The sequence below is a fragment of the Streptomyces sp. NPDC050988 genome (genome assembly GCF_044456225.1).
Lineage (GTDB): Bacteria > Actinomycetota > Actinomycetes > Streptomycetales > Streptomycetaceae > Streptomyces.
Genome location: NZ_JBITFQ010000037.1, coordinates 66,400 through 87,017 on the forward strand (window position 1 = coordinate 66,400; position 20,618 = coordinate 87,017).

The window sequence follows — 20,618 nt, forward strand, 5'->3', positions numbered from 1 at the left end:
AGCGCTGCCGCCGTATCCCTACGACCGGAAGTCCGCCGGGCGCTCCCGCGGGGCCTCGGCCAGGGCCTTCGTCACCGCGTCCACGCCTTCCTGGAGGCCGTAGACCGGGGTGCCGGGCTGCTGGCGCCAGGAGTCGTCGAGGGAGCCCGCGTCGACCGTGTCGAAGCCGAGTTCGTCGATGAGGTCGCGGACGACCTGCTTGGCGGACTCGTCGTCGGCGGCGACCGGGAGGGCGAGGCGGTCCGGGGCGCCGGCCGGCCGGTGCCGGTCGAGGAGGTCCTGGGCGTACGTGCCGTTGAAGGCCTTGACGACCGTGTGGCCGAGCTGCTGGGCCGTCCAGCGGCTCTCCGTCAGGCCCTCGTCCTCGATCCCGGCGATCCTGCCGTCCCGGTGCCGCGGGTAGTAGTTGCCGGTGTCGACGACGACGGCTCCGTCGGCGGCCTCGTCGAAGAGCCCGGACGGCAGGTTCGGGACCGCCTTGAGGGGGACCGTGACGACGACGAGTTCGGCGCCGCGTGCCGCCTCCTCGACCGGGACGGGCGTCGCGCCGGTCTCCTCGGCCAGGGCGGTGAGGGTCGCCGGGCCTCGGGAGTTGGCGACGGAGACGTCATGACCGAGGGCCGTGAGCCGCCGGGTGAGGTTGCCGCCGATGTTGCCCGCTCCGATGATGCCGATCTTCATGACTCGCACGTCCTTCCGGGGGTCGATGACTCCGATGTGGGGCACCAACCTCCGGGGCAAGCGGGCTATTCCGGGCCATCACCCGAAAGATCGCACAGCGTTTCGAACGTCCGGAAACCGCCGTCGCGTCCATCGCACGGAGCCGGGGCACGCACCGTACGACGAGGGGGCGCCCCCGCCCGTCCGGCGGGAGCGCCCCCTCGCGATCCTCGCGTTCGTCTACTTGTTCAGGTGCGACCAGAACTCGTCGAACGACAGCAGCTTGTCGCCGTTGAGGTCCTGGGAGCCGATCACGGCCTCGGCCACCGACTCGGTGACGTTCCAGTCGCCGCCCTGGGCCAGGGCCTTCTTGAACTCGGCGGCGGTGACGTAGCCGTCCCCGTCCACGTCGATACGCTCGAACGCCTTGCGTGCTTCCTCGATGTCCGCCACCGGACCCGCCCCTTCTGATGTGCCGTACTTGCCGAGGTCAGATTAACTGGCCGGTCGGGCACTCAACGCGGCGACCACCCACGCGAACTCCTCCCGGTGCGTCGGCAGCGGCTCGGTCCCCCGTACCAGCGCCAGCAGTTCCCGGAAGCGGGCGAGCTCCGCCCGGCTCGCCGACACCATGCGTTCCCGTACGGCGGACCGGTCGGCGTCGCCTAGCAGCTCGGCCAGCTCGACCCAGGCGTCCATCTGCTCGGTCGTGGGGTCGTCGGGCAGGTCGGGCACGCCGAAGCGCAGCCGGGTGCGGATGTCGGGGTCCGCGGTGTCGAGGCCGTCGAAGGTCTCCGCCATGAAGTCGTCGACGATGTGCTTGCGCTCCGCGGCCGACAGCCGCGCCAGTTCGGGGGTCTGCCCCCCGAAACACAGCATCAGGGTCGTCTCCTCCGCGGTCGAACCGCGTCGCGCCACGGTCGACAGCACCGCCCGGGTCACCTTCAGGCCCGGATCTGCGCGTCCAGGGCCGCCACATGCGTGGCCGCCACCTCCGCGACCGTCGTCTCGCCGGCCGCCACCCGGCGTACGTCGTCCAGGCCGAGGCCCAGCTCCCGCAGCGTACGGATGAGTTCGAGGCGGGCCACGGACCCGGCGTCGTACAGCCGGTAGCCGCCCCCGGAGCGGATCACGGGCGGCAGGCGCCCGCGTCCGACCAGTAGCGGATGGTGAGCACCGGCAGTCCGGTGCTCCGGGAGAGCTGCCCGATGGTGAGCAGCCCGGTGCCGTCGTCGATCATGGGGCGGAGTCTGGGCCTTCCAGTGGGTGGAGACTCAAGTGACGGGCGAGGGAAGGGGCGGCGCGGTGGCCGGCACTCTGCGGGACATTCTCGACGCGGCGGCGCGAGGAGTCTTCCCTCCGCCGGACGGCGGTACGACGATCGTGCCGCAGCACGCCCGCCGGGACGCCGGGGTCATCGCCTTCACCGCGCACTCCGTCGTCTTCACCGACGAGGGGGAGGGCTGGGTCCGCGAAACGCTGGCCGGGGCCGACTGCGATCCGCTCGCCGCGACCATGAACCCGCGGTTCCTGGCGGCGTTCATGGAGCGTACGGGGCGTACGACGGACACGATCGACCTGCTGACGGTCGCCGCGCCGCTGACCGGCCCGCCGCCGCTGAGGCTGACGGAACTCGACGATCCCGGCCATCCCCGGGTCGCCCGGGCCCGCGAGCGGCGGGACGACGTGCGGGTGTGGGCCGCCGACGGAGGCGTGCTCGTCCTGGGGCGCGGGGTCGCGGGACGGCTGGAGGCCGCGGTCGAGGTGGCCGAGGAGGTGCGGCATCGGGGGCTGGGGCGGGCGCTCGCCGTGACCGCCCGGCACCTGGGCGGGGCCGAGCCGGTCTGGGCGCAGCAGGCCGCCGGGAACGCCCGCAGCGTACGGGCCTTCCAGGCGGCCGGGTTCCGTCCGGTCGGGGCGGAGGCACTGCTGATCGCCCGCTAGGGCGCAGGGGCGAGCCGGTGTCAGGTCGGAGGCCGGGGCTCAGTGCCAGGGCTCGTAGTGCGGGTTGCTCTCGCAGTCGCTCATGATCTCGGTCTTGGTCTTCTTGTCGACCGGGCAGACGCCGATGATGTACTTCCGCTCGATACCGCCGGGGAAGGCGACCTCGACCTGGTCGGCCCACTTGTGGGTGTCGCCGATGGTCTTGTTGACGTCCACGCCGCCGGGGGCGTCGATGTAGTAGTTGAAGCCGCTCTTCCACCACGTCTTGTAGAGGTCGTGGTCGTACGTCGTGGAGACGTACGGGGAGGGCTGGTTGACCAGGACGTACTGCTCGATGTCGTACTGGCCGTTGATGACGTCCCGCGGGTGCAAGCCCTGCTCGAAGACGACCGAGGGGCCGCGGCCGTCGCTGCGGTAGAGCGTGCCGCAGGTCTTGCGCCAGACGGGCTCAGGCGTGATGCGGCCGACGTCCACTCGGCGGTCCGCGGCGGCGTGGACGGGGTCGGCGAACTGGGGACAGGTGGGGGCGGCGGCCTTCGCGGCGAAGGGTGCCTTCGCGGGAGTGGAAGCGAGAGCCGGGGCGAGAGCGGGAGCGGGGGCCGGGAGTGTCGCGGCGGACGTGGCGAGGACGGCCGTCAGGGACAGGACGACGGCAGCGGCCCGCCGCCGCAGGCGAGTTGTGATCATGGGGAGCACGATCTCGGTTCCGCGGGGGCGGGCCGTGGATCTTCACTCGTACGGCGGCGTGCCGCGACGGGCGTTGCCTCGGCCGTCTCAGCGGAAGATGCCCGTGTGGCCGAGGGAGTAGCGGCCCGGCTGGGGGTAGACGGCGAGGCCGTGCGGGCCGTTGCCCACCGGGATACGGGCGAGCTGGGCGCCGGTGCCGGTGTCGATGGCGTACACCTCGGAGTCGTAACGGCCCGACAGCCACAGGACCTTGCCGTCCGCCGAGACGCCGCCCATGTCGGGGCTGCCGCCATCCGGGAGGTGCCACTTCTTGGTGAGCCGGTCCTGGGTGAAGTCGAAGACGGAGATGGTGCCCTCGCCACGGTTGGAGACGAACATCTCCCGGGAGTCGCGGCTGACGTAGAGGCCGTGGGTGCCCTTGCCGGTGGGCAGGAGCGTGGGTTCGTCGAACTTCTCGCCGTCCAGGACCCACATGCCGTCGGCCATCATGTCGGCGATGTAGAACCTCTTGCCGTCGGGCGAGATCTTCACGTCCTGCGGCATCGCGCCCTCGAAGGGCAGCTTCTGCTTCCCGACGACCTTCATCCTCTCCGTGTCGACCTTCAGCAGTTCGCCGCTGAACTCGCAGGAGACGATGAAGTACCGGCCGTCGAGGGAGAAGTCGGCGTGGTTGACGCCGTAGCAGCTGACCGGTTCGGTCTTCAGCCGCTTCATGGTGTGCGGGTCGCGGAAGACCAGTTCGCGGTCGAGGGAGGCCATGACGACGGCGTACTTGCCGTTCGGGGTGAAGTAGAGGTTGTACGGGTCGTGCACCTCGACCGGCTTTCCCGCCTTGCCCGTCCTGGGGTTGATGGGGGTGAGGGTGTGGCCGCGGTTGTTGTTGACCCAGAGGGTCTTCAGGTCCCAGGAGGGGACGACGTGCTGGGGCTGCACGCCGACCGGGATCGTCTCGACGACCTCGTACGTCTTCGGGTCGATGACGGTGACGGTGTCGGACTCGGTGTTGGGGACGTAGACGCGGGACGGGAAGTCCTTGACCACCGGGGAGAGTTTGTTCGGGCGGTCGGCGGCGTAGACGTCCGTCCTGTCGAGGACGGGCGGCATCCCGGGCAGGCCCTTGACGACCGGTTTCGCGGGCTCGACGGGGTTGGCGGGTGCGGCAGGATCGGCGGGTCTGTCGGGTCCGGCCGTGCCGGATGTCCTGTTCGCCTCGTCCTTGGCATCGGCGCCGCAGCCGGCGAGGGCCAGGGCGAGGGCGAGGGCCGTGAGTACGGCGCCGGTGCCGAGGGCGCGGCCGGCGCGGCTCCGGTGCGTACGAGGTGTCCGGGGCGTCGTGTGGTGCGTCATCCGGGGCATCGTGCGGGGCGTCGGCATCAGCTCAGCAACTCCGTTGTGGTCACCGCGCGCAGGCCGCGGCGGTCCGGTTCGTCGAGGAGGGCGGGGAACGCGGCGACCGTGTCCGCGTATCCGAAGTGCAGGCTCACGACCGGGCCGTTGCGGATCCCGGTGGTGACGTTGCGGGTGACGGCGGGGGCGCCGGGCGAGGTGAAGTCGAGCGAGTCGACGTCGTACGAGAGGATGTGCGGGTAGCCGGCGCGGCGGGCCAGGGTTTCCACGAGGGGGGAGGCGCGGGCGGCTCGTGAGCAGCCGGCGAGCGCGCCTGCGGCGGCCAGGCCGGCGGTTGTTCTGAGGGCGGCGCGACGATCGGACGGGGTCACGCGCACCATTTAAGGATGACTTGCGGGGAAAAGTGGCGATTGGTCCGATCGGTGGGAGGGCGGGTCGCTGTGGGGCGGATTTCGCCCCCTCCGCCCCTACCCATTCCCGTCACTACTCAGGGGCTCCGCCCCCGAACCCCCGCTCCTCAAACGCCGGAGGGGCTGAAGAATTCGCGGCCGGGCCGAATCTCAATAGCCCAGTCCAGGCACAACCAGCCCGTCCGGCGTTTGAGGACGAGGCCGTTCAGGCCGATGGCGGGGGTCTGGGGGCGGCAGCCCCCAGGGATGGGACGGGTAGGGGCGGCGGGGGCGAGAAACCTAGCGGTCCGCCACTCTCATTTCGAACCAGGTCGTCTTGCCGCGAGGCAAGAGGTCCACGCCCCAGCGGTCGGAGAGTTTGTCGACGAGGAACAGGCCCCGGCCGCTCACGTCCATTTCCTGGACCGGCATGAGGCAGGGAAGGCCACGGGAAGGGTCCCGGACCTCGACCCGGATCCACCCCCGGCGGCGCCGCATACGGAGGCCGAACACCCGCGCACCCGTGTGCCGCACGGCATTGCCCACCAACTCCGAGACAAGTAAGACCGCGTCCTCGGTCATCTTCGGCGAGAGCCCCCAGTGACGCAGAACCACGACCTGGGTCAGCCGACGCGCGGTGGCCGCGGACTCGGGCCGGGAGGGCAACGGCACCTCCCCCTCGGTCGGATTGCCGAACAACTCCAGCGCCTTGAGCGCGTGTTCGTCCTCGACCGCGGGCGACCAGCGCGCCGCGGTCGCACTCCCGTGCCGCCGCGGCTGTTCGATACCCTCCAGCCCCGCCATGCCCCCATCATGGCCGCCCAGAGGCCCCGTTGGGGGCGTTCCGGAGGAATACGCCCCCCGGAACCCCCCATTCCGCACGATTCGATCGGCATATGCCATCGGCAGTTCGGCGGCCCCCACAGCCCGTCTGGCCTGCGGGAAAAGCCCCGTCCGGGGCAATCGCCCGCCGCTCCCCACAAGGAAGGCTTAAGGTTGCCTTAAGGCTCGGATAAACCGCCCCTTCGAGGGACACGGGTAAGACATCGCGTCAACTGCAAGTGGATCAGCGGAATTCGGCGGGTGACTTTCACGGCACCCGCAACCCCTTGCCACGGACGCGCACAGCCCCTTGCCACGGACGCCCACGGCCCATCGGCGCGGACGCCCACAGCTCATCGCCGCAGGCGCCCACAGCTCCTCGCCGCAGACACCCGCAACTTCTCGCCGCAGACCCTGTCAGAGAAACTTCGCCTTGCCCGGCCCCTCCTCCACGAAGCTCTTCATCCCCCGCTCCCGGTCCTCGGTGGCGAACAGCCCCGCGAACCAGTTGCGTTCGATGGCGAGCCCGGTCTCGATGTCCGTCTCCAGACCCGCGTCGATGGACTCCTTGGCGGCGCGCAGCGCGAGCGCCGGGCCCTGCGCCAGTTTCGCGGCCCACGCGTGCGCCTCGGCGTACACCTCGTCGGCGGGTACGACCCGGTCGACCAGGCCGAGCGACAGGGCCTCGTCGGCCTTGACCATACGGCCGGTGAAGATGAGGTCCTTGGCCTTGGAGGGGCCGATCAGGCGGGACAGGCGCTGGGTGCCGCCCGCGCCCGGGATCAGCCCGAGAAGGATCTCCGGCTGGCCCAGCTTGGCGTTGTCCGCGGCGATGCGGAAGTCGGCGCAGAGCGCCAACTCGCAGCCCCCGCCCAGCGCGTAACCCGTGACCGCGGCGACGACCGGCTTGGGGATGCGGGTCACGGCGGTGAAGGAGTCCTGCAGGGCACGGGACCGTACGACCATCGCCGCGTGGTCCATCGCCTGCATCTCCTTGATGTCCGCGCCCGCCGCGAACACCTTCTCGCCGCCGTAGAGGATCACCGCGCGCACGTCCTCGCGGCGCGCGGCCTCCTCGGCCAGCTCCTTGAGGCGGTCCTGCGTGGCGACGTCCAGCGCGTTCATGGGCGGGCGGTCGAGACGGATCGTGCCGACACCTTCGGCGACTTCGAGATGCACAGTCATGAAGGCAGGTTAACGGGGGCTAACGGCGACGGCCCCGGTGTGCTGCGTCACAGGCGTCGGCCGACGTAGGCCGTCACACGCAACGGCCCCGGTGCGCCGCCTCACAGAGGAGCGGCACACCGGGGCCGTACAGGCCGCGACAGGGCGGGCGGGGAGCAGCGTGGTCAGTGCCGCTCCCGCGCCCGGGGCGTCATGCCTTCCACTTCTCCCACGACATGTTCCAGCCGTTGAGCCCGTTGTCGGGGTCCACGATCCGGTCGTTGGAGTTCTTCACGACCACCACGTCACCGACGATGGAGCGGTCGAAGAACCACGCGGCGGGCGCGCCGCGGTCGCCGCCGCCGCGCTGGTCGCGCAGGCCTATGCAGCCGTGGCTGGCGTTGTAGTTGCCGAAGGCGTCGCCGCCCCAGTAGTTGCCGTGGATGAAGGTGCCCGACGTGGTCAGCCGCATGGCGTCCGGCACGTCCTTGATGTCGTACTCGCCGCCGTAGCCGACCGTCTCGCCGTTCATCCGGGTCACCCGGAGGCGCTCGGTGATGACCATCTGGCCGTTCCAGGTCTCGTAGCCGGGCTTGCCCGTCGTGACCGGGATGGTCTTGATGACCTTGCCGTCGCGCCTGACGGTCATCTTCTTGGTCTTGACGTCGACGGTGGAGACCTGGCTGCGGCCGATCGTGAACTTCACGGTCTTGGCCTGCTCGCCGTAGACACCGGGCCGGCCCTCGACGCCGTCGAGGTTGAGCTTCACGGTGACCTTCGTACCGGGCTTCCAGTACTTCTCCGGACGGAAGTCGAGGCGGTCGTTGCCGAACCAGTGGCCCTCGACGTCGACCGCCGGCTCGGTCTTGATGTCGATCGCCTTCTCGACGTCCTCGGGGTGCGTGATGCCCCGCGTGAAGTTGACCGAGAAGGTCGTCCCGACGCCGACCTTCGAGCCGTCCTCGGGCGTGAAGATGCCGACGAACGTGTTCTTCGGGGTCAGCGTGGTGAACGCGGACTCCTCCGCCGCCTCACGGCCCTTGGAGTCCTTGGCCACCGCGTGGACCTTGTACTTGGTGGACGCGGCGAGATGCGTGTCGGGCGTCCAGGTCGCGCCCCCGTCGGTGATCTTCCCCTCGACCGGGTTGCCCTTGGTGTCCTCGACCTCGACCTCGGTCAACTTCCCCTTGGCCGCCGTCACCTTGAGCGCGCCGCTGGTCTTCACTCCGTCGGCGCCGTCCTTCGGTGCCACCGTCACGACCGCCTGCGAGACCTTGGTGTCCGCCTGGCCGGAATCCTTGTCCCCGCCCTTCCCCGAGCCGGACCCGGAGTCCGAGTCCCCTCCCCCGCCGCATGCGGTCACGACGAGCATCAAGGTCCCCAGCGCCAGCGCCAAGGCCCCCTTCCCACGCCGTGTCCGCGCGCCAACCGACGCCCCCGATATCGGTCGCCCGTTCAAGTTCGTTCTCCCCTCGCACGGCCTGATCAAGGCCCGCACTGCCCATCGTTGGTCGCCCCGTGACGCCTGGGCCCATGGCGGGAGCCCGCAGCTCACAGCCACGTCCCACGCGTGTATCGCGCTAATTAATCACACCGCCAGGAGCGTTGACCTCCCGGGATTGTCACTGTTCAGTCCCAACTTCAACAGCCCGCGGCACCAAGGGCGTACGTCTTGTCCGTACCCCTATGTCCGGCTACTTCACCGCGGAGCCCGCTTTCCAGGCCTTCCATCCCATGTTCCACCCGCCGAGGCCGTTGTCAGGAGCGACCTTCTTGTCATTGCTGTTGACGACTTCCACCACGTCACCGATGAGGCTGCGGTCGAAGAACCAGCCCGCCGGGGTCGCGGAGCTGCCGCCCTTCACATCGCGCAGGCCCACGCAGCCATGGCTGACATTGGCGGTGCCGAAGACGCCCTGCGCCCAGTAGTTGCCGTGCAGGAAGGTTCCGGAGGTGGTGAGGCGCAGCGCGTGCGGCACGTCGGGGATGTCGTACTCGCCCTTGCCGTCGGCGTCGGTGAAGCCGACCGTCGCGCCGTTCATCCGGGTCACCTCCAGCATCTCGGTGACCACCATCTTCCCGTTGTACGTCGTGCTCTTGGGGGCGCCCGCGGTGATCGGCACGGTGGAGAGGACCTCGCCGTCGCGGCGCACCTCCATGGTGTGGGCGGCTGCGTCGACGAGGCTGACCTGGCTGCGGCCGACCGTGAACGAGAAGGTCTTGTACTGCAGTCCGTACACGCCCGGGGCCGCCTCGACGTCACGCAGCCGCAGCGCGACGGTGACCTTCGTGCCCGGCTTCCAGTACTCCTCGGGCCGGAAGTCCAGGCGCTTCTCGCCGAACCAGTGCGGGGCGATCTCCACCTCCGGCACGGAGGTCACCCGGACGGCGCGCTCGACCGCCGCGCGGTTCTCGATCACACGGTTGAAGTCCAGCGAGACGATCATTCCGGTGCCGACCGTGGAGCGGTTCTCGGGCATGACGTATCCGATGAAGCGTTCGTCGGGGACGTACGTCGTGAACGTGGCGTGCCGGGCAACCCGCCGGCCGTGGCCGTCGAGCGCGACCGCGTCGACCGAGTACTTGGCGGCCAGGGCGAGTTTCGGGTCGTCGGGGCGCCAGGTCATGCCGTCCTCGGCGATCCGGCCGGGCACCGGGAAGTCCTGCGCGTCCTGGGACCTGACGACCTTCACCGACTCCAGGCGCCCGGCCGGCACCCGTACCCGCAAGGTGTCCTCGGGGCGTACGGCCTTGCTGCCGTCGTCCGGTGAGACGCGGATGGTGTTCTCGGGCGAACGGGGCTTGCCGAGCACCTTGTCCACGCCGTGCGAGGTGCATCCCGCGGCTCCGGCCAGCAGCCCGGCCCATGTCAGTACGGCGGCCAGCGCGGCCCCTGCGCGCGCCGCGCGCGTCTGTGCGTGCATCACGTGGGGCCCAACGACCGACCGGCTCCGGGGAAGTGGGGGACGCCTCATCCGCCCGGGGCCGGTCAGCCCTCTCCTGGGGAAACGTGAGTGCGAGCCCGGCGCTGGGCAGAACAGTGGGAAGGACGACGCGACGGGGAGCCGTGGCAGGGACGCCATGGGCATCTCCGCGCGTCGCTCCCATCGAGCCGCAGGAGGCCGTGAGGTGTCGAGCGCAGCCGAGCAGGAGGCAGTGCAGGAGGGGCCCGCCCCGGATCTCGGGCTGCCCGCGCAGCCCGCCCCCGTGCTGAACGGCAGTCCGCGCGTCGCGCCGGCCGTCCCCGTGTGGCCCGGTGCGCCGACCCCGCTCGGGGCGCGCTTCCGGACCGGTCCCGACGGTGTCTCGGGCACCAACTTCGCGCTGTGGGCGGGCGGTGCGGAGTCCGTCGAGCTGTGCCTGTTCGACTACGACGGCGACGCGGGTGACGCGGGTGCCGTGGACGGCACGGGAGCGGGCACCGAGATCCGGGTGCCCCTCACCGAGCTGACCCACGAGATCTGGCACGGCTTCGTGCCCGGCGTGCGGCCCGGGCAGCGGTACGGCTTCCGGGTGCACGGCCGCTGGGACCCGTGGACGGGCGCCCGCTGGAACCCGGCGAAGCTGCTCCTCGATCCGTACGCCCGTGCCGTGGACGGCGACTTCACGCTGCCGCCGGAGGTGTACGGGCATGTGCGCGACTGGCCCCAGCAGCAGGTCGCGGACACCGTGCGCGACGACCGGGACTCCGCTCCGTACGTCCCCAAGGGGGTCGTCGTCCACGACGACGCGCCCGACGACGAGTGGACGGACGACCGCCGCCCGAAGACGCCCTGGGCGGACTCGGTCATCTACGAGCTGCACGTGCGCGGCTTCACGAAGCTGCACCCGGACATTCCGGAGGAACTGCGGGGCACGTACGCGGGGTTGGCGCACCCGGCGGCGATCGAGCACCTGACCAAGCTGGGTGTGACGGCAGTGGAGCTGCTGCCTGTGCACCAGTTCGCGCACGAGGACCACCTGCTGCGCCGGGGCATGAAGAACTACTGGGGCTACAACTCGATCGGCTACTTCGCGCCGCACGCCGGGTACGCGGCCTCGGGGACGACAGGACAGCAGGTCGGCGAGTTCAAGAGCATGGTGCGCGCGCTGCACGCCGCCGGTATCGAGGTCATCCTCGACGTGGTCTACAACCACACGGCGGAGGCGGGCGAGCTGGGCCCCACGCTGTCGCTGCGCGGCATCGACAACAGGGGCTACTACCGCCTGCAGAGCGACGCGCGCCGCTACACGGACTACACGGGCTGCGGAAACACGCTCCACGTGGTCCAGCCGCACGTACTGCGCCTGATCACGGACTCGCTGCGCTACTGGGTGACGGAGATGGGGGTGGACGGCTTCCGGTTCGACCTGGCGGCCGCGCTGGCCCGCTCCATGCACGACGTCGACATGCTGTCCCCGTTCCTGGCGGTGATCGCGCAGGACCCGGTGCTGCGAAGGGTGAAGCTGATCGCGGAACCATGGGATGTCGGCTCCGGCGGCTATCAGGTGGGCGCCTTCCCGCCCCTGTGGACAGAGTGGAACGACCGCTACCGCAATGCCGTACGGGACTTCTGGCGGGGCGCGCTGCCGGACGTACGGGATCTCGGGTACCGCCTGTCGGGCTCCAGCGACCTGTACGCGTGGGGCGGGCGGCGGCCGTACGCCTCGGTGAACTTCGTGACGGCCCACGACGGCTTCACCCTGCGGGACCTGGTGTCGTACGAGCGCAAGCACAACGAGGCCAACGGCGAGGGCAACCGGGACGGCACGGACGACAACCGTGCCTGGAACTGCGGCACGGAGGGCGAGACGGAGGACGCCCGCGTACGGGGCCTGCGGCGCCGTCAGTTGCGCAACCTTCTCACCACCCTGCTGCTGTCCACGGGTGTGCCGATGCTGGTCGCGGGGGACGAGCTGGGGCGGACCCAGGGGGGCAACAACAACGCGTACTGCCAGGACAACGAGATCAGCTGGATCGACTGGACCCTGCTCGACGATCCCGACTGGCGGGCCCTCTTCGACCTGACCGCCCGTCTGATCGCCCTCCGTCACGCCCATCCCGTCCTGCGGCGCCGGGCCTTCTTCTCCGGCCGCGCCCACTCCGCCGACGGGCTGCGCGACCTGGCCTGGTTCACGGCGCGCGGCGCGGAGATGACGGAACGGGACTGGTACGCGCCCGCGGCGACGCTCGGCATGTACCTGTCCGGGCGGGACATTCCCGGCCGGGACGCGCGGGGTGTGCCGGTGACCGACGACAGCTTCCTGGCCGTCCTGCACGCGGGGGACCGGCCCGCGAGCTTCGTCCTGCCGGGGGCGCCGTGGGCGGAGCGGTACGAGGTCGTCGTCGACACGTCGCGGGAGGAGCAGGGGGAGGTGCCCGGGGTGGTGCACCGGGCGGGGGCCACGATCACTGTGCCGGCACGGGCGGTTCTGCTGCTGCGGGTGGCGGGGTAGGACCTTTTTTCGCCCCCGCCGCCCCTACCCATTCCCGTCACTTACTCAGGGGCTCCGCCCCCGAACCCCCAAAAGATTGCGCAGTTCCCCGCGCCCCTTAGGTATCTCAGCCTCTCCGGCGTTTGAGGAGCGGAGGTTCGGGGGCTGGCCCCCGAGTAGTGACGGGAATGGGTAGGGGCGGCGGGGGCGAGGAAAGCCCTACCCGAGGATCCCCCGGTCGTACGCCGTGGCCACCGCCGCAGCCCGGTCCTTGACGCCCAACTTGGCGTACAGGTGGGTGAGGTGGGTCTTCACCGTCGCCTCGCTGATGAAGAGTTCGCGGGCGATCTCGCGGTTGGACGTGCCTTTGGCGACCAAGGCCAGGACTTCGCGTTCGCGGGCGGAGAGGGGCTCGTTGCCGGGGGACCGGGGGGTGCGGACCGCGGAGACCAGGCGGGAGGCCACGGCCGGGGAGAGGACCGTACGGCCCTGGGCGGCCGCCCGCACGGCGGTGAACAGCTCGTCGCGGGGCGCGTCCTTGAGGAGATAGCCCGTCGCGCCCGCCTCGATCGCGGGGATCGTGTCGGAGTCGGTGTCGTACGTCGTCAGGACGAGGACCTTGGCGCGGGCGCCCGCGCGGGTGAGGTGGGCGATCGCCTCGACACCGCCGCCGCCCGGCATGCGCAGGTCCATGAGGATCACGTCGGGGTCGAGCGCGGCGGCCTTCGCAACCGCCTCGACACCGTTCGAGGCCTCTCCCAGTACGCGGAAACCGGGCTCGGACTCGAACATGCCGCGCAGCCCGTCCCGTACGACGGGGTGGTCGTCCACGACGAGGAGGGAGATCGTCTCCTCTTCCGTGGCCTCTTCCATGGCTTCTTCCGTGCCGTCGTCTGTCGCGTCATCTGTCATGGCGTACCAACGGTACGCGAGCGGAGAGGGCCGTACCGTGGCCCGGCTCGGACTCGACGGTGAGGGAGCCCGCGACGCGTTCGGCACGGGCTCGCATGCCGTCGAGGCCGAAACCGGCGGCGGTGGAGCGGGCGGGGACGGCGAGCGGGTCGAAGCCTCGGCCGTCGTCGCGGATGTCCAGGATCACCTCGTCGCCGAGGAAGGTCAGGGTGAGGCCCAGGCGGGTGGCGTGGGCGTGCCGGGAGGCGTTGGACAGGCCCTCCTGGGCGATGCGCAGGAGGGTCGCCGAGATCTCCTCGTGGAGCTGCTCGGCGGTACCGGTGACAGTGAACTCGGCGCGTACGCCCGTCCGTTCGCCCCACTCGGCGACCGTCTTCTTGAGGGCCTCGGGCAGTCCGTCGTTCTCCAGGGCGACCGGGGCGAGGTTCTGCACGGAGCGGCGGGCCTCGCCGAGGCTGTGGCGCGCCAGGGCGGAGGCGCGGTCGAGATGGGTGCGGGCGGTGGGCAGGTCGGGGGCGCTCCCGACCACCTGGAGCTGGGCGATGATGCCGGTCAGGCCCTGGGCGATGGTGTCGTGGAGCTCGGCGGCGAGGCGCCGGCGTTCGTCGGCGACCCCGGCCTCCCTCGCCTGGACGAGGAGTTGGGCGTGCAGGGCTGCGTTCTCGTCGAGGGCCTGTTGCAGGGCGGTGTTGGTGCGTTCGAGTTCGGCGATGGTCCCGGCCCGTTCGCGGGAGCGCTGCTCCTCCTGCTGGTTGAGATGGCCGACCGCCATCAGCAGGGCGCTGTTCGCGACCAGCATCACGCCGAACAGCACCCACTGGACCGGGCTGCGGAACGGCAGCCCGCCGGCCTGCGCGCCCGCCACCACGACGACGGTGGCGAAGAGGCCGAGCCGCTGCCGGCGCGTTCCGGACATCAGTTCGTCGGTGTCGAAGTAGCCGGTGGACGCGTAGAAGGCGAAGAAGGGGTTCAGCCAGGTGAGGGCGAAGGAGATCACCCAGCGCAGGACGTAGTAGACGGTCCCGCCGCGGGACGGGGTCCGGCGGCCACGGCGGGGCCCGTGCCACAGCTGGAGCGCCACCGCGGCGACCACCAGCACCCCGGCCGCGTACCACTCGGCGGGACCCTCCATCAGCTCGCCGGCGAGGACCGCGAGGACGGTGGAGACAAGAAGCAGCCCGTAGGGACCCCAGGTGTGGAGCTGGTCCCAACGGTGCTCGATCCGCTGATCCGCCTCGGTCATCTCCCCAGTCTGCACGGGCCCTCTCCTACTCCCACCGGAACCAGCGGGACGCCGCGGCCGTCAGCAGCACCGTCCAGGCCACGAGCACACCCAGGTGACCCCAGCCGGGCCAGTCGCCCGCCGCCGCCTGGTTCAGCGCCTCGGCGGCCGCGCCGAACGGCGTGTAGCCGACGACCCTGGCCAGTACGTCGGGCATGGTCTGCACCGGCATCCACACACCCGCGCAGAACATCGCCGGGAAGAACACGGCGGACCCAATGGCACCCGCGATCTTCGTCGTCCGGGACAGGGCGGAGATCACCGCGCCCAGGGCGAGGGCCGCAAGGACGGCCAGGACCAGGGCCAGCGCGTATCCGAGGGGCTGCTCGGGCAGTCGTACGTCGAAAGCGAGGCGGCCGACCGCGAGGGCGAGCAGGGACGACGTCAGGGCGGCCCCGCCGTACAGCAGCATCTGCGCGGACAGCAGGGCGGCGGGCCGGACCGGGGTGGTGGACATCCGGCGCAGGATGCCGCGCTCGCGGTAGCCGGTGAGGGTCTGCGGCATCGCCTGCAGACCGCCGACAGTCAGGCCGAGCAGCACGCTCACCGGGACGTAGGCGTCGACCGGGCGCAGTCCGCCGAAGTCCGGGTCGGCGTCCCGGAAGGCGGGGATCGAGCCGAGGATCACCAGCAGCAGGGTCGGGAACCCGAGGATCCAGAAGAGGCTGCCGGGTTCCCTGCGGAAGAGGCGGACCTCGCTCTTCAGTACGGCGGGGTGGATGAGGGTGGTGGTGCCGAGGGTGGTGGTGCCCGGGGCGGTGGGGCCGGGGGCGGTGGGGCCGGGGGCGGTGGTGCCGGGGGCCGTGCTCATGCCGCTGCCTCCTTCGTGGCGTCCTTGGTCGCGTCCTTGGACGCGTCCGTGGTGGCGTCCTTCGTGAGGTCGAGGAACGCGTCGTCCAGCGTGGCGTCGGTGACGCGGAGTTGGTGGGCCGTGACGTGGGTGCGGGCGAGGAGGGTGACGACGGCGTTGACGGTCTCGTCGGTGCCGGACAGCGTGACGCGGCCTTCCTTGTACTCGACCGACGCGAGCCCCGGGAGCGCGTTCAGGTCACGGTCGTCGAGCTGGGCGGACGGGGTGAAGCTGATGACGGTGGCGCCCGCCGAGCGGCGGATCAGACCGGCCGGGGTGTCGAGCGCGGCCACCCGGCCCTTGTCGATCACGGCGATCCGGTCGCAGAGCCGTTGGGCCTCCTCCATGAAGTGCGTGACGAGCAGGACGGTGACGCCGTTCGCGCGGATGTCCTCGATGAGTTCCCAGGTGTCGCGGCGGGCCCGCGGATCGAGGCCGGTGGTCAGCTCGTCGAGGACGACGATCCGGGGATTGCCGATGAGGGCGAGCGCGATGAACAGGCGCTGTTTCTGGCCGCCGGAGAGCTTGGCGAACCGGGTGGTGAGCTTGTCGGTGAGCCCGAGGCGTTCGGCGAGGGGCCGCCAGTCGAGCGGGCCGGTGTAGAAGGCGGCATACAGCTCCAGGGCCTCACGGACGGTGAGTTTGGTCTGCAGTTCGCTCTCCTGGAGCTGTGCGCCGAGCACTTGGCGGGTGGCCGCGTGCTCGGTGACGGGGTCGAGGCCGGTCACCCGGACGCGGCCCGCGTCGGGCACGCGCAGGCCTTCGACGCATTCGACGGTGGTGGTCTTGCCGGCGCCGTTCGGGCCTAGGACGCCGAAGATCTCGCCCTCCTCGACGGTGAAGGAGACGCGGTCGACGGCGGGCCTGCCGCCGTAGGACTTGCGCAGATCGGTGACTTCGATCATGGATGTGGATGACATGCTCCGAGCGTCCCGCCGGGGCGGGGTCCGCCACATCGGCCGTCGCGCTCGAAGCGCATCAACCGATCGGTTGATGCCGTCGTACGACCCGGCTTGCATCGTGCGTACGACGCGGCCTCCCGACGCGCACCGCCTGCCCGCCCCGCGCGTACGACCCGTCGGACACGCAGGTCGTAGGACCAGCGGCGGATCCGGGACCGGCCAAAACTCGGTGGGCGTTGTCAGTGCCGGTCCGTAGGCTCGCGTTGATGCCCACTACACCCGCGCCCGCCGCCGTCACCCCTGCCGAGGAAGCCACAGAAACCGAACCGGCCAGGAGCCGTTCCGCCGTACGAAGCCTGCTGCGCCTGTGGCCGTACGTGCGGCCCGTGCGCGTCCGGCTCTTCACCGCGGCCGTCGTCGCCGTCCTCGCCTCGTGTACGGGGCTGGTGATTCCGCTCGTTCTGAAGTGGATCGTGGACGGTCCGGTGGCCGACCGGGACACGGGCGGGGTGTGGCTCGGGGCGCTGTACCTGCTGCTGCTCGGGCTCGCCGAGGCGGCGCTGTTCGGGCTGCGGCGGTGGCTGGTGGCCCGGCCGCTCGCCGGGGTCGAGGCGTCGATGCGCGCGGATCTGTACCGGCATCTGCAGCGGCTGCCGGTGGCGTTCCACGACCGTTGGCCCTCGGGGCAGTTGCTGTCGCGCGGCACGACGGATCTGATGCTGCTGCGCATGTTCCTCGCCTTCCCGCTGACGTTCCTGCTGGTCAACGGCGTGACGATTCTGGTGGGCTTCATCATCATGCTGGCCCAGGACTGGACGCTCGGACTGGTGCTGCTCGCGCCCGCCGTGCCCGTGATGATCGTCTGCTGGCTCTTCGAGAAGCGGTACTCGAAGGTGGCGCGGCGGGCCCAGGACCAGGTCGGTGATCTGACGACGCTCGTCGAGGAGAGCGTCCTCGGCATCCGGATCATCAAGGGCTTCGGACGCCACCGCAGTCAGGCCCTCGCCTTCCGGGACCTCTCCCGCACCCTGCGCGGCACGGAGCTGGCCAAGGCGCGGCTGCTCGCCTGGATCTTCGCCGCGATCACGATCCTGCCCGAACTCGCCATCGGTGCGGCGCTCGTTCTCGGGACGGTGCAGGTGGCCGACGGCGAGCTGTCCACCGGCACGCTGGTCGCCTTCCTGTCCACGGCTCTCGCGCTGCGCTGGCCCATCGAGTCGATCGGCTTCCTGCTGGCGATGAGCCAGGAGGCGGCGACCGCGACGGAGCGGTACTTCGAGGTGATGGACGCGGAACCGGAGTCCGGGTCCGGCCCGGCCGTCCCGCCTCGGCACGCCGTGGCCGCGAAGGCGGAGGCGGGGGCGGGGGCGGAGGCGGAGGCGGAGGCGGAGGCGAAGAAGGGCGCGGCCGCGGGCACCGGCTCAGCCACGGGCTCCGGCTCCGGCTCAGCCACAGGCTCCGGCACCGGCACCAGCTCAGCCACGGGCTCCGGCATCGGCTCCGGCTCAGCCACGGGCTCCGCCACCGGCGGACTCCGTTTCCACGCCGTCCAGTTCCGTTACCCGGACGCCCCGGCCGGCTCCGCTCCCGTACTCGACCGCATCGACCTCCACATCCGCCCCGGCGAGACCATGGCCCTCGTCGGCGGCACCGGCACCGGGAAGACGACGCTCACCGCGCTCGTCCCCCGGCTGCACGAGGTCACGGCGGGCCGGATCACCCTGGACGGCCAGGACATCACCGAGATGCCCCGGGAAACGCTGCGCGCACTCGTGGCGGTCGCCTTCGAGGAGCCGACCCTCTTCTCGGCGAGCGTCGGGGAGAACGTCCTCATGGGCGCCGACGCCCACGCCGGCGAGACCGAGCTGAACCGCGCCCTGGCCGTCGCGCAGGCGGACTTCGTCCACGCGCTCCCCCAGGACACGGACACCCAGGTCGGCGAGCAGGGCCTCAGCCTCTCCGGCGGCCAGCGCCAACGCCTCGCCCTGGCCCGGGCCGTGGTCGGCAGACCCCGCTTCCTCGTCCTGGACGACCCCCTGTCGGCCCTGGACGTGCACACGGAGGCCCTGGTCGAGGCGGCCCTGCGCCGCGTCCTCGCCGATACGACCGCCCTCGTCGTGGCCCACCGCCCGTCCACGGTCATGCTCGCCGACCGGGTGGCCCTGCTCTCCGAGGGCCGCATCACCGCCGTCGGCACGCACCACGAACTGCTGCGTACGAGCGCGGAGTACGCCTGGCTGATGTCCGGGACGGCAGAGACGAGAGAGACGACACAAGAGACGGCGACAGCGACGACGACAGCGACGACAGCGACGACAGCGACGTTCGAGGGAGACAAGCGATGACGGCGCCCACGACCACCGCGCCGACCGACGAAGAGGACCGGCCGGCACCTCCGCCCAAGCACGGTGACCCCTTCGACCGCGACTCCCTGCCCGCTCCCCCGCGCGCGACGGCCGCCCTCCTGCGCTCCCTGCTCGCGCCTATGAAGGCCCGCGTCGTCCTCGCCTCGGTCCTGCTGCTGCTCCAGCAGGCGGCCGTGCAGGCGGGCCCGCTGCTCGTGGCGTACGCCATCGACCGTGCCGTACCGGCCTTCCGCGGCGACGACCACGGTCCGCTGATCGCCGTGGCGGTCGCCTACGTCCTGGCGTCGGTGGCGGCCGGCACGCTCCAGTACGGCTTCGTCCTGACCTCCGCCCGCGTCAACCAGGACGTCCTGCTCGACCTGCGCGGCAGGATCTTCCGGCACGCGCAGGCGCTCAGCGTCGACTTCCACGAGCGCTACACCTCGGGCCGGCTCATCTCGCGCTCCACGACGGACGTCGAGTCCCTGCGCGAGCTGCTCAGCGAGGGCCTCCAGGAACTCATCACCGTCATCCTGTCGTTCGTCTACATCTCGGCGCTGCTGCTCTGGCTCGACCTGGGCCTCGGGGCGGTCGCCGTGGCCTCGTTCGTGCCGCTGTACCTCCTCATCCGGCTCTACCGACGCCGCGCCGGACGGATCTACAGCGTCCGCTCGACCGCCATCGCCGCCGTCATCGTGAAGTTCGCGGAGACGATGAACGGCATCCGGCCGGTGCGCGCGTTCCGCCGCGAGGCCGTCAACGACGCCGACTTCCACGTACTCAACAGCCGCCACGAGCGCGTCAACGGCGACGCCATCCTGGAGATGGCCCGCTATGTCATCGGCTCCCGGCTCGTCGCCAACACGGCGGTCGCGGGGATCGTGCTGTGGGGCGCCTACCGGGTGGCGTCGGGCTCGCTGGCGCTGGGCGTGCTGGCCGCCGCGGTGCTGTATCTGCGCCGGCTGTACGACCCGATAGACCGGCTCGGCATGTTCCTCAACTCGTACCAGTCGGCAGCCGCGTCACTGGAGAAGATCGCGGGACTGCTGGCCCAGGTCCCCTCGGTGCCGGAGCCCGTACGGGCACGTGCGCTTCCGGAGCTGGCCTCCGAACACCCGGGCCGCCAGGTCGAGTTCGCCGACGTCCGCTTCGCGTACCGCACCGGCGGCGAGGTGCTCCCGGCCTTCTCGCTGACCCTCCCGGCGGGCCAGACCGTCGCCGTGGTCGGCTCCACGGGCGCGGGCAAGTCGACGCTCGCGAAGCTCCTGGCGCGCTTCTACGACCCCACGGACGGCCGGGTCCTTCTCGACGGCGTCGACCTGCGTGAGCTGTCGGTGCCCGAACTGCGCCGCGGGGTGGTGATGGTGACGCAGGAGGCCTTCCTCTTCTCCGGCACGGTCGCCGAGAACATCGCCATTGGCCGGCCGGACGCCTCCCGCGAGGACATCGAGCGCGCCGCGAAGGCCATCGGCGCCCACGACTTCATCAGCGCCCTGCCGGACGGCTACGACACGGACGTACGCAAGAGGGGCGGCCGTATCTCGGCCGGTCAGCGTCAACTAGTGGCGTTCGCGCGGGCGTTGCTCGCCGATCCGGCGGTCCTGATCCTGGACGAGGCCACCAGTTCGCTGGACGTGCCGGGCGAGCGGGCGGTCCAGCGCGCGATGGACACGGTCCTGCGCGGCCGGACGGCGGTCGTCATCGCCCACCGGCTGTCGACCGTCGAGATCGCCGACCGGGTGCTGGTCATGGAGCACGGCCGCATCGTCGAGGACGGCAGCCCCGCCCAACTCGTCGCGGACACGGGCAGGTTCGCGGACCTGCATCAGGCGTGGCGGGACAGCCTGGTCTAGCGGACACGGGCTTTGGCGCCCCGGAGGCAGACCGAGCACAACAAAA

Annotated in this window: 16 protein-coding genes and 2 pseudogenes; 4 read left to right on the forward strand and 14 right to left on the reverse strand. The window is 71.1% G+C overall.

The genetic code is table 11. The features are described from left to right. Window positions 1-18: 18 nt before the first annotated feature. From ACIBEI_RS43330 to ACIBEI_RS43340, 3 genes and pseudogenes are all read right to left on the reverse strand, one after another. Window positions 19-690 (reverse strand): NADPH-dependent F420 reductase, encoded by a 672-nt coding sequence (locus ACIBEI_RS43330; protein WP_398896502.1) that lies wholly within the window; start codon window positions 688-690, stop codon window positions 19-21. A 210-nt stretch (window positions 691-900) separates the two neighbouring features. Beyond that, complete coding sequence (locus ACIBEI_RS43335) at window positions 901-1,113, reverse strand: EF-hand domain-containing protein (protein ID WP_362075349.1); 213 nt, start codon at window positions 1,111-1,113, stop codon at window positions 901-903. A gap of 42 nt (window positions 1,114-1,155) precedes the next feature. After that, a pseudogene (locus tag ACIBEI_RS43340) lies at window positions 1,156-1,900 on the reverse strand (MerR family transcriptional regulator). Window positions 1,901-1,965: 65 nt separating this feature from the next. Between ACIBEI_RS43340 and ACIBEI_RS43345 the strand changes: the two are divergent. After that, window positions 1,966-2,604 carry a GNAT family N-acetyltransferase gene (locus ACIBEI_RS43345; RefSeq protein WP_398896504.1) on the forward strand — a complete coding sequence of 213 codons (639 nt, stop codon included), beginning with the start codon at window positions 1,966-1,968 and terminating at the stop codon, window positions 2,602-2,604. Between the two features lie 39 nt (window positions 2,605-2,643). Here the strand turns inward: ACIBEI_RS43345 and ACIBEI_RS43350 are convergent, their stop codons facing one another. The 7 genes and pseudogenes from ACIBEI_RS43350 to ACIBEI_RS43380 form a co-directional block, all read right to left on the reverse strand. Continuing rightward, window positions 2,644-3,291, reverse strand: coding sequence for an ADP-ribosyltransferase (locus ACIBEI_RS43350; protein WP_398896471.1), 648 nt, complete (start codon window positions 3,289-3,291; stop codon window positions 2,644-2,646). An 87-nt stretch (window positions 3,292-3,378) separates the two neighbouring features. Continuing rightward, a complete protein-coding gene (locus ACIBEI_RS43355) occupies window positions 3,379-4,638 on the reverse strand; it encodes a YncE family protein (protein WP_398896473.1) in 1,260 nt (419 codons plus the stop codon). A 26-nt stretch (window positions 4,639-4,664) separates the two neighbouring features. After that, window positions 4,665-4,934, reverse strand: a pseudogene (locus ACIBEI_RS43360) (polysaccharide deacetylase family protein); the annotation flags it as partial. 393 nt (window positions 4,935-5,327) lie between these two features. After that, window positions 5,328-5,936, reverse strand: coding sequence for an ATP-binding protein (locus ACIBEI_RS43365; RefSeq protein WP_398896506.1), 609 nt, complete (start codon window positions 5,934-5,936; stop codon window positions 5,328-5,330). 330 nt (window positions 5,937-6,266) lie between these two features. After that, window positions 6,267-7,034, reverse strand: coding sequence for an enoyl-CoA hydratase/isomerase family protein (locus ACIBEI_RS43370; protein WP_398896474.1), 768 nt, complete (start codon window positions 7,032-7,034; stop codon window positions 6,267-6,269). A gap of 190 nt (window positions 7,035-7,224) precedes the next feature. Next, complete coding sequence (locus ACIBEI_RS43375) at window positions 7,225-8,472, reverse strand: Ig-like domain-containing protein (protein WP_398896475.1); 1,248 nt, start codon at window positions 8,470-8,472, stop codon at window positions 7,225-7,227. Window positions 8,473-8,707: 235 nt separating this feature from the next. After that, window positions 8,708-9,940: an Ig-like domain-containing protein gene (locus ACIBEI_RS43380; RefSeq protein ID WP_398896476.1), complete on the reverse strand. Its 1,233-nt coding sequence runs from the start codon at window positions 9,938-9,940 to the stop codon at window positions 8,708-8,710. Window positions 9,941-10,142: 202 nt separating this feature from the next. On the opposite strand from ACIBEI_RS43380, the gene glgX reads away from it, so the two are divergent. Continuing rightward, entirely contained in the window at window positions 10,143-12,449 is a 2,307-nt protein-coding gene (gene glgX / locus ACIBEI_RS43385; protein ID WP_398896478.1) for a glycogen debranching protein GlgX, read from the forward strand. Between the two features lie 198 nt (window positions 12,450-12,647). Here the strand turns inward: glgX and ACIBEI_RS43390 are convergent, their stop codons facing one another. The 4 genes from ACIBEI_RS43390 to ACIBEI_RS43405 form a co-directional block, all read right to left on the reverse strand. Then, window positions 12,648-13,301, reverse strand: coding sequence for a response regulator (locus ACIBEI_RS43390; protein WP_398896508.1), 654 nt, complete (start codon window positions 13,299-13,301; stop codon window positions 12,648-12,650). 28 nt (window positions 13,302-13,329) lie between these two features. Beyond that, window positions 13,330-14,583, reverse strand: coding sequence for a sensor histidine kinase (locus ACIBEI_RS43395; RefSeq protein ID WP_398896480.1), 1,254 nt, complete (start codon window positions 14,581-14,583; stop codon window positions 13,330-13,332). A 25-nt stretch (window positions 14,584-14,608) separates the two neighbouring features. Beyond that, window positions 14,609-15,343, reverse strand: a complete 735-nt coding sequence (locus tag ACIBEI_RS43400) for an ABC transporter permease (protein ID WP_398896509.1) — start codon at window positions 15,341-15,343, stop codon at window positions 14,609-14,611. Between the two features lie 86 nt (window positions 15,344-15,429). After that, entirely contained in the window at window positions 15,430-16,392 is a 963-nt protein-coding gene (locus ACIBEI_RS43405; RefSeq protein ID WP_398896482.1) for an ABC transporter ATP-binding protein, read from the reverse strand. A 248-nt stretch (window positions 16,393-16,640) separates the two neighbouring features. Between ACIBEI_RS43405 and ACIBEI_RS43410 the strand changes: the two genes are divergently transcribed. Continuing rightward, window positions 16,641-18,719, forward strand: a complete 2,079-nt coding sequence (locus ACIBEI_RS43410) for an ABC transporter ATP-binding protein (RefSeq protein ID WP_398896484.1) — start codon at window positions 16,641-16,643, stop codon at window positions 18,717-18,719. Beyond that, window positions 18,716-20,572 carry an ABC transporter ATP-binding protein gene (locus ACIBEI_RS43415; protein WP_398896486.1) on the forward strand — a complete coding sequence of 619 codons (1,857 nt, stop codon included), beginning with the start codon at window positions 18,716-18,718 and terminating at the stop codon, window positions 20,570-20,572. The genes ACIBEI_RS43410 and ACIBEI_RS43415 overlap by 4 nt, the downstream gene beginning before the upstream one ends. Window positions 20,573-20,618: the final 46 nt, after the last annotated feature.

Bases quoted from the DNA above. Each gene is read 5' to 3' on its own strand.
- ACIBEI_RS43350 (WP_398896471.1), bottom strand. From the start codon at position 3,291: ATGATCACAACTCGCCTGCGGCGGCGGGCCGCTGCCGTCGTCCTGTCC.
- ACIBEI_RS43355 (WP_398896473.1), bottom strand. From the start codon at position 4,638: ATGACGCACCACACGACGCCCCGGACACCTCGTACGCACCGGAGCCGC.
- ACIBEI_RS43370 (WP_398896474.1), bottom strand. From the start codon at position 7,034: ATGACTGTGCATCTCGAAGTCGCCGAAGGTGTCGGCACGATCCGTCTC.
- ACIBEI_RS43390 (WP_398896508.1), bottom strand. From the start codon at position 13,301: ATGGAAGAGGCCACGGAAGAGGAGACGATCTCCCTCCTCGTCGTGGAC.
- ACIBEI_RS43395 (WP_398896480.1), bottom strand. From the start codon at position 14,583: ATGACCGAGGCGGATCAGCGGATCGAGCACCGTTGGGACCAGCTCCAC.
- ACIBEI_RS43405 (WP_398896482.1), bottom strand. From the start codon at position 16,392: ATGTCATCCACATCCATGATCGAAGTCACCGATCTGCGCAAGTCCTAC.
- ACIBEI_RS43410 (WP_398896484.1), top strand. From the start codon at position 16,641: ATGCCCACTACACCCGCGCCCGCCGCCGTCACCCCTGCCGAGGAAGCC.
- ACIBEI_RS43415 (WP_398896486.1), top strand. From the start codon at position 18,716: ATGACGGCGCCCACGACCACCGCGCCGACCGACGAAGAGGACCGGCCG.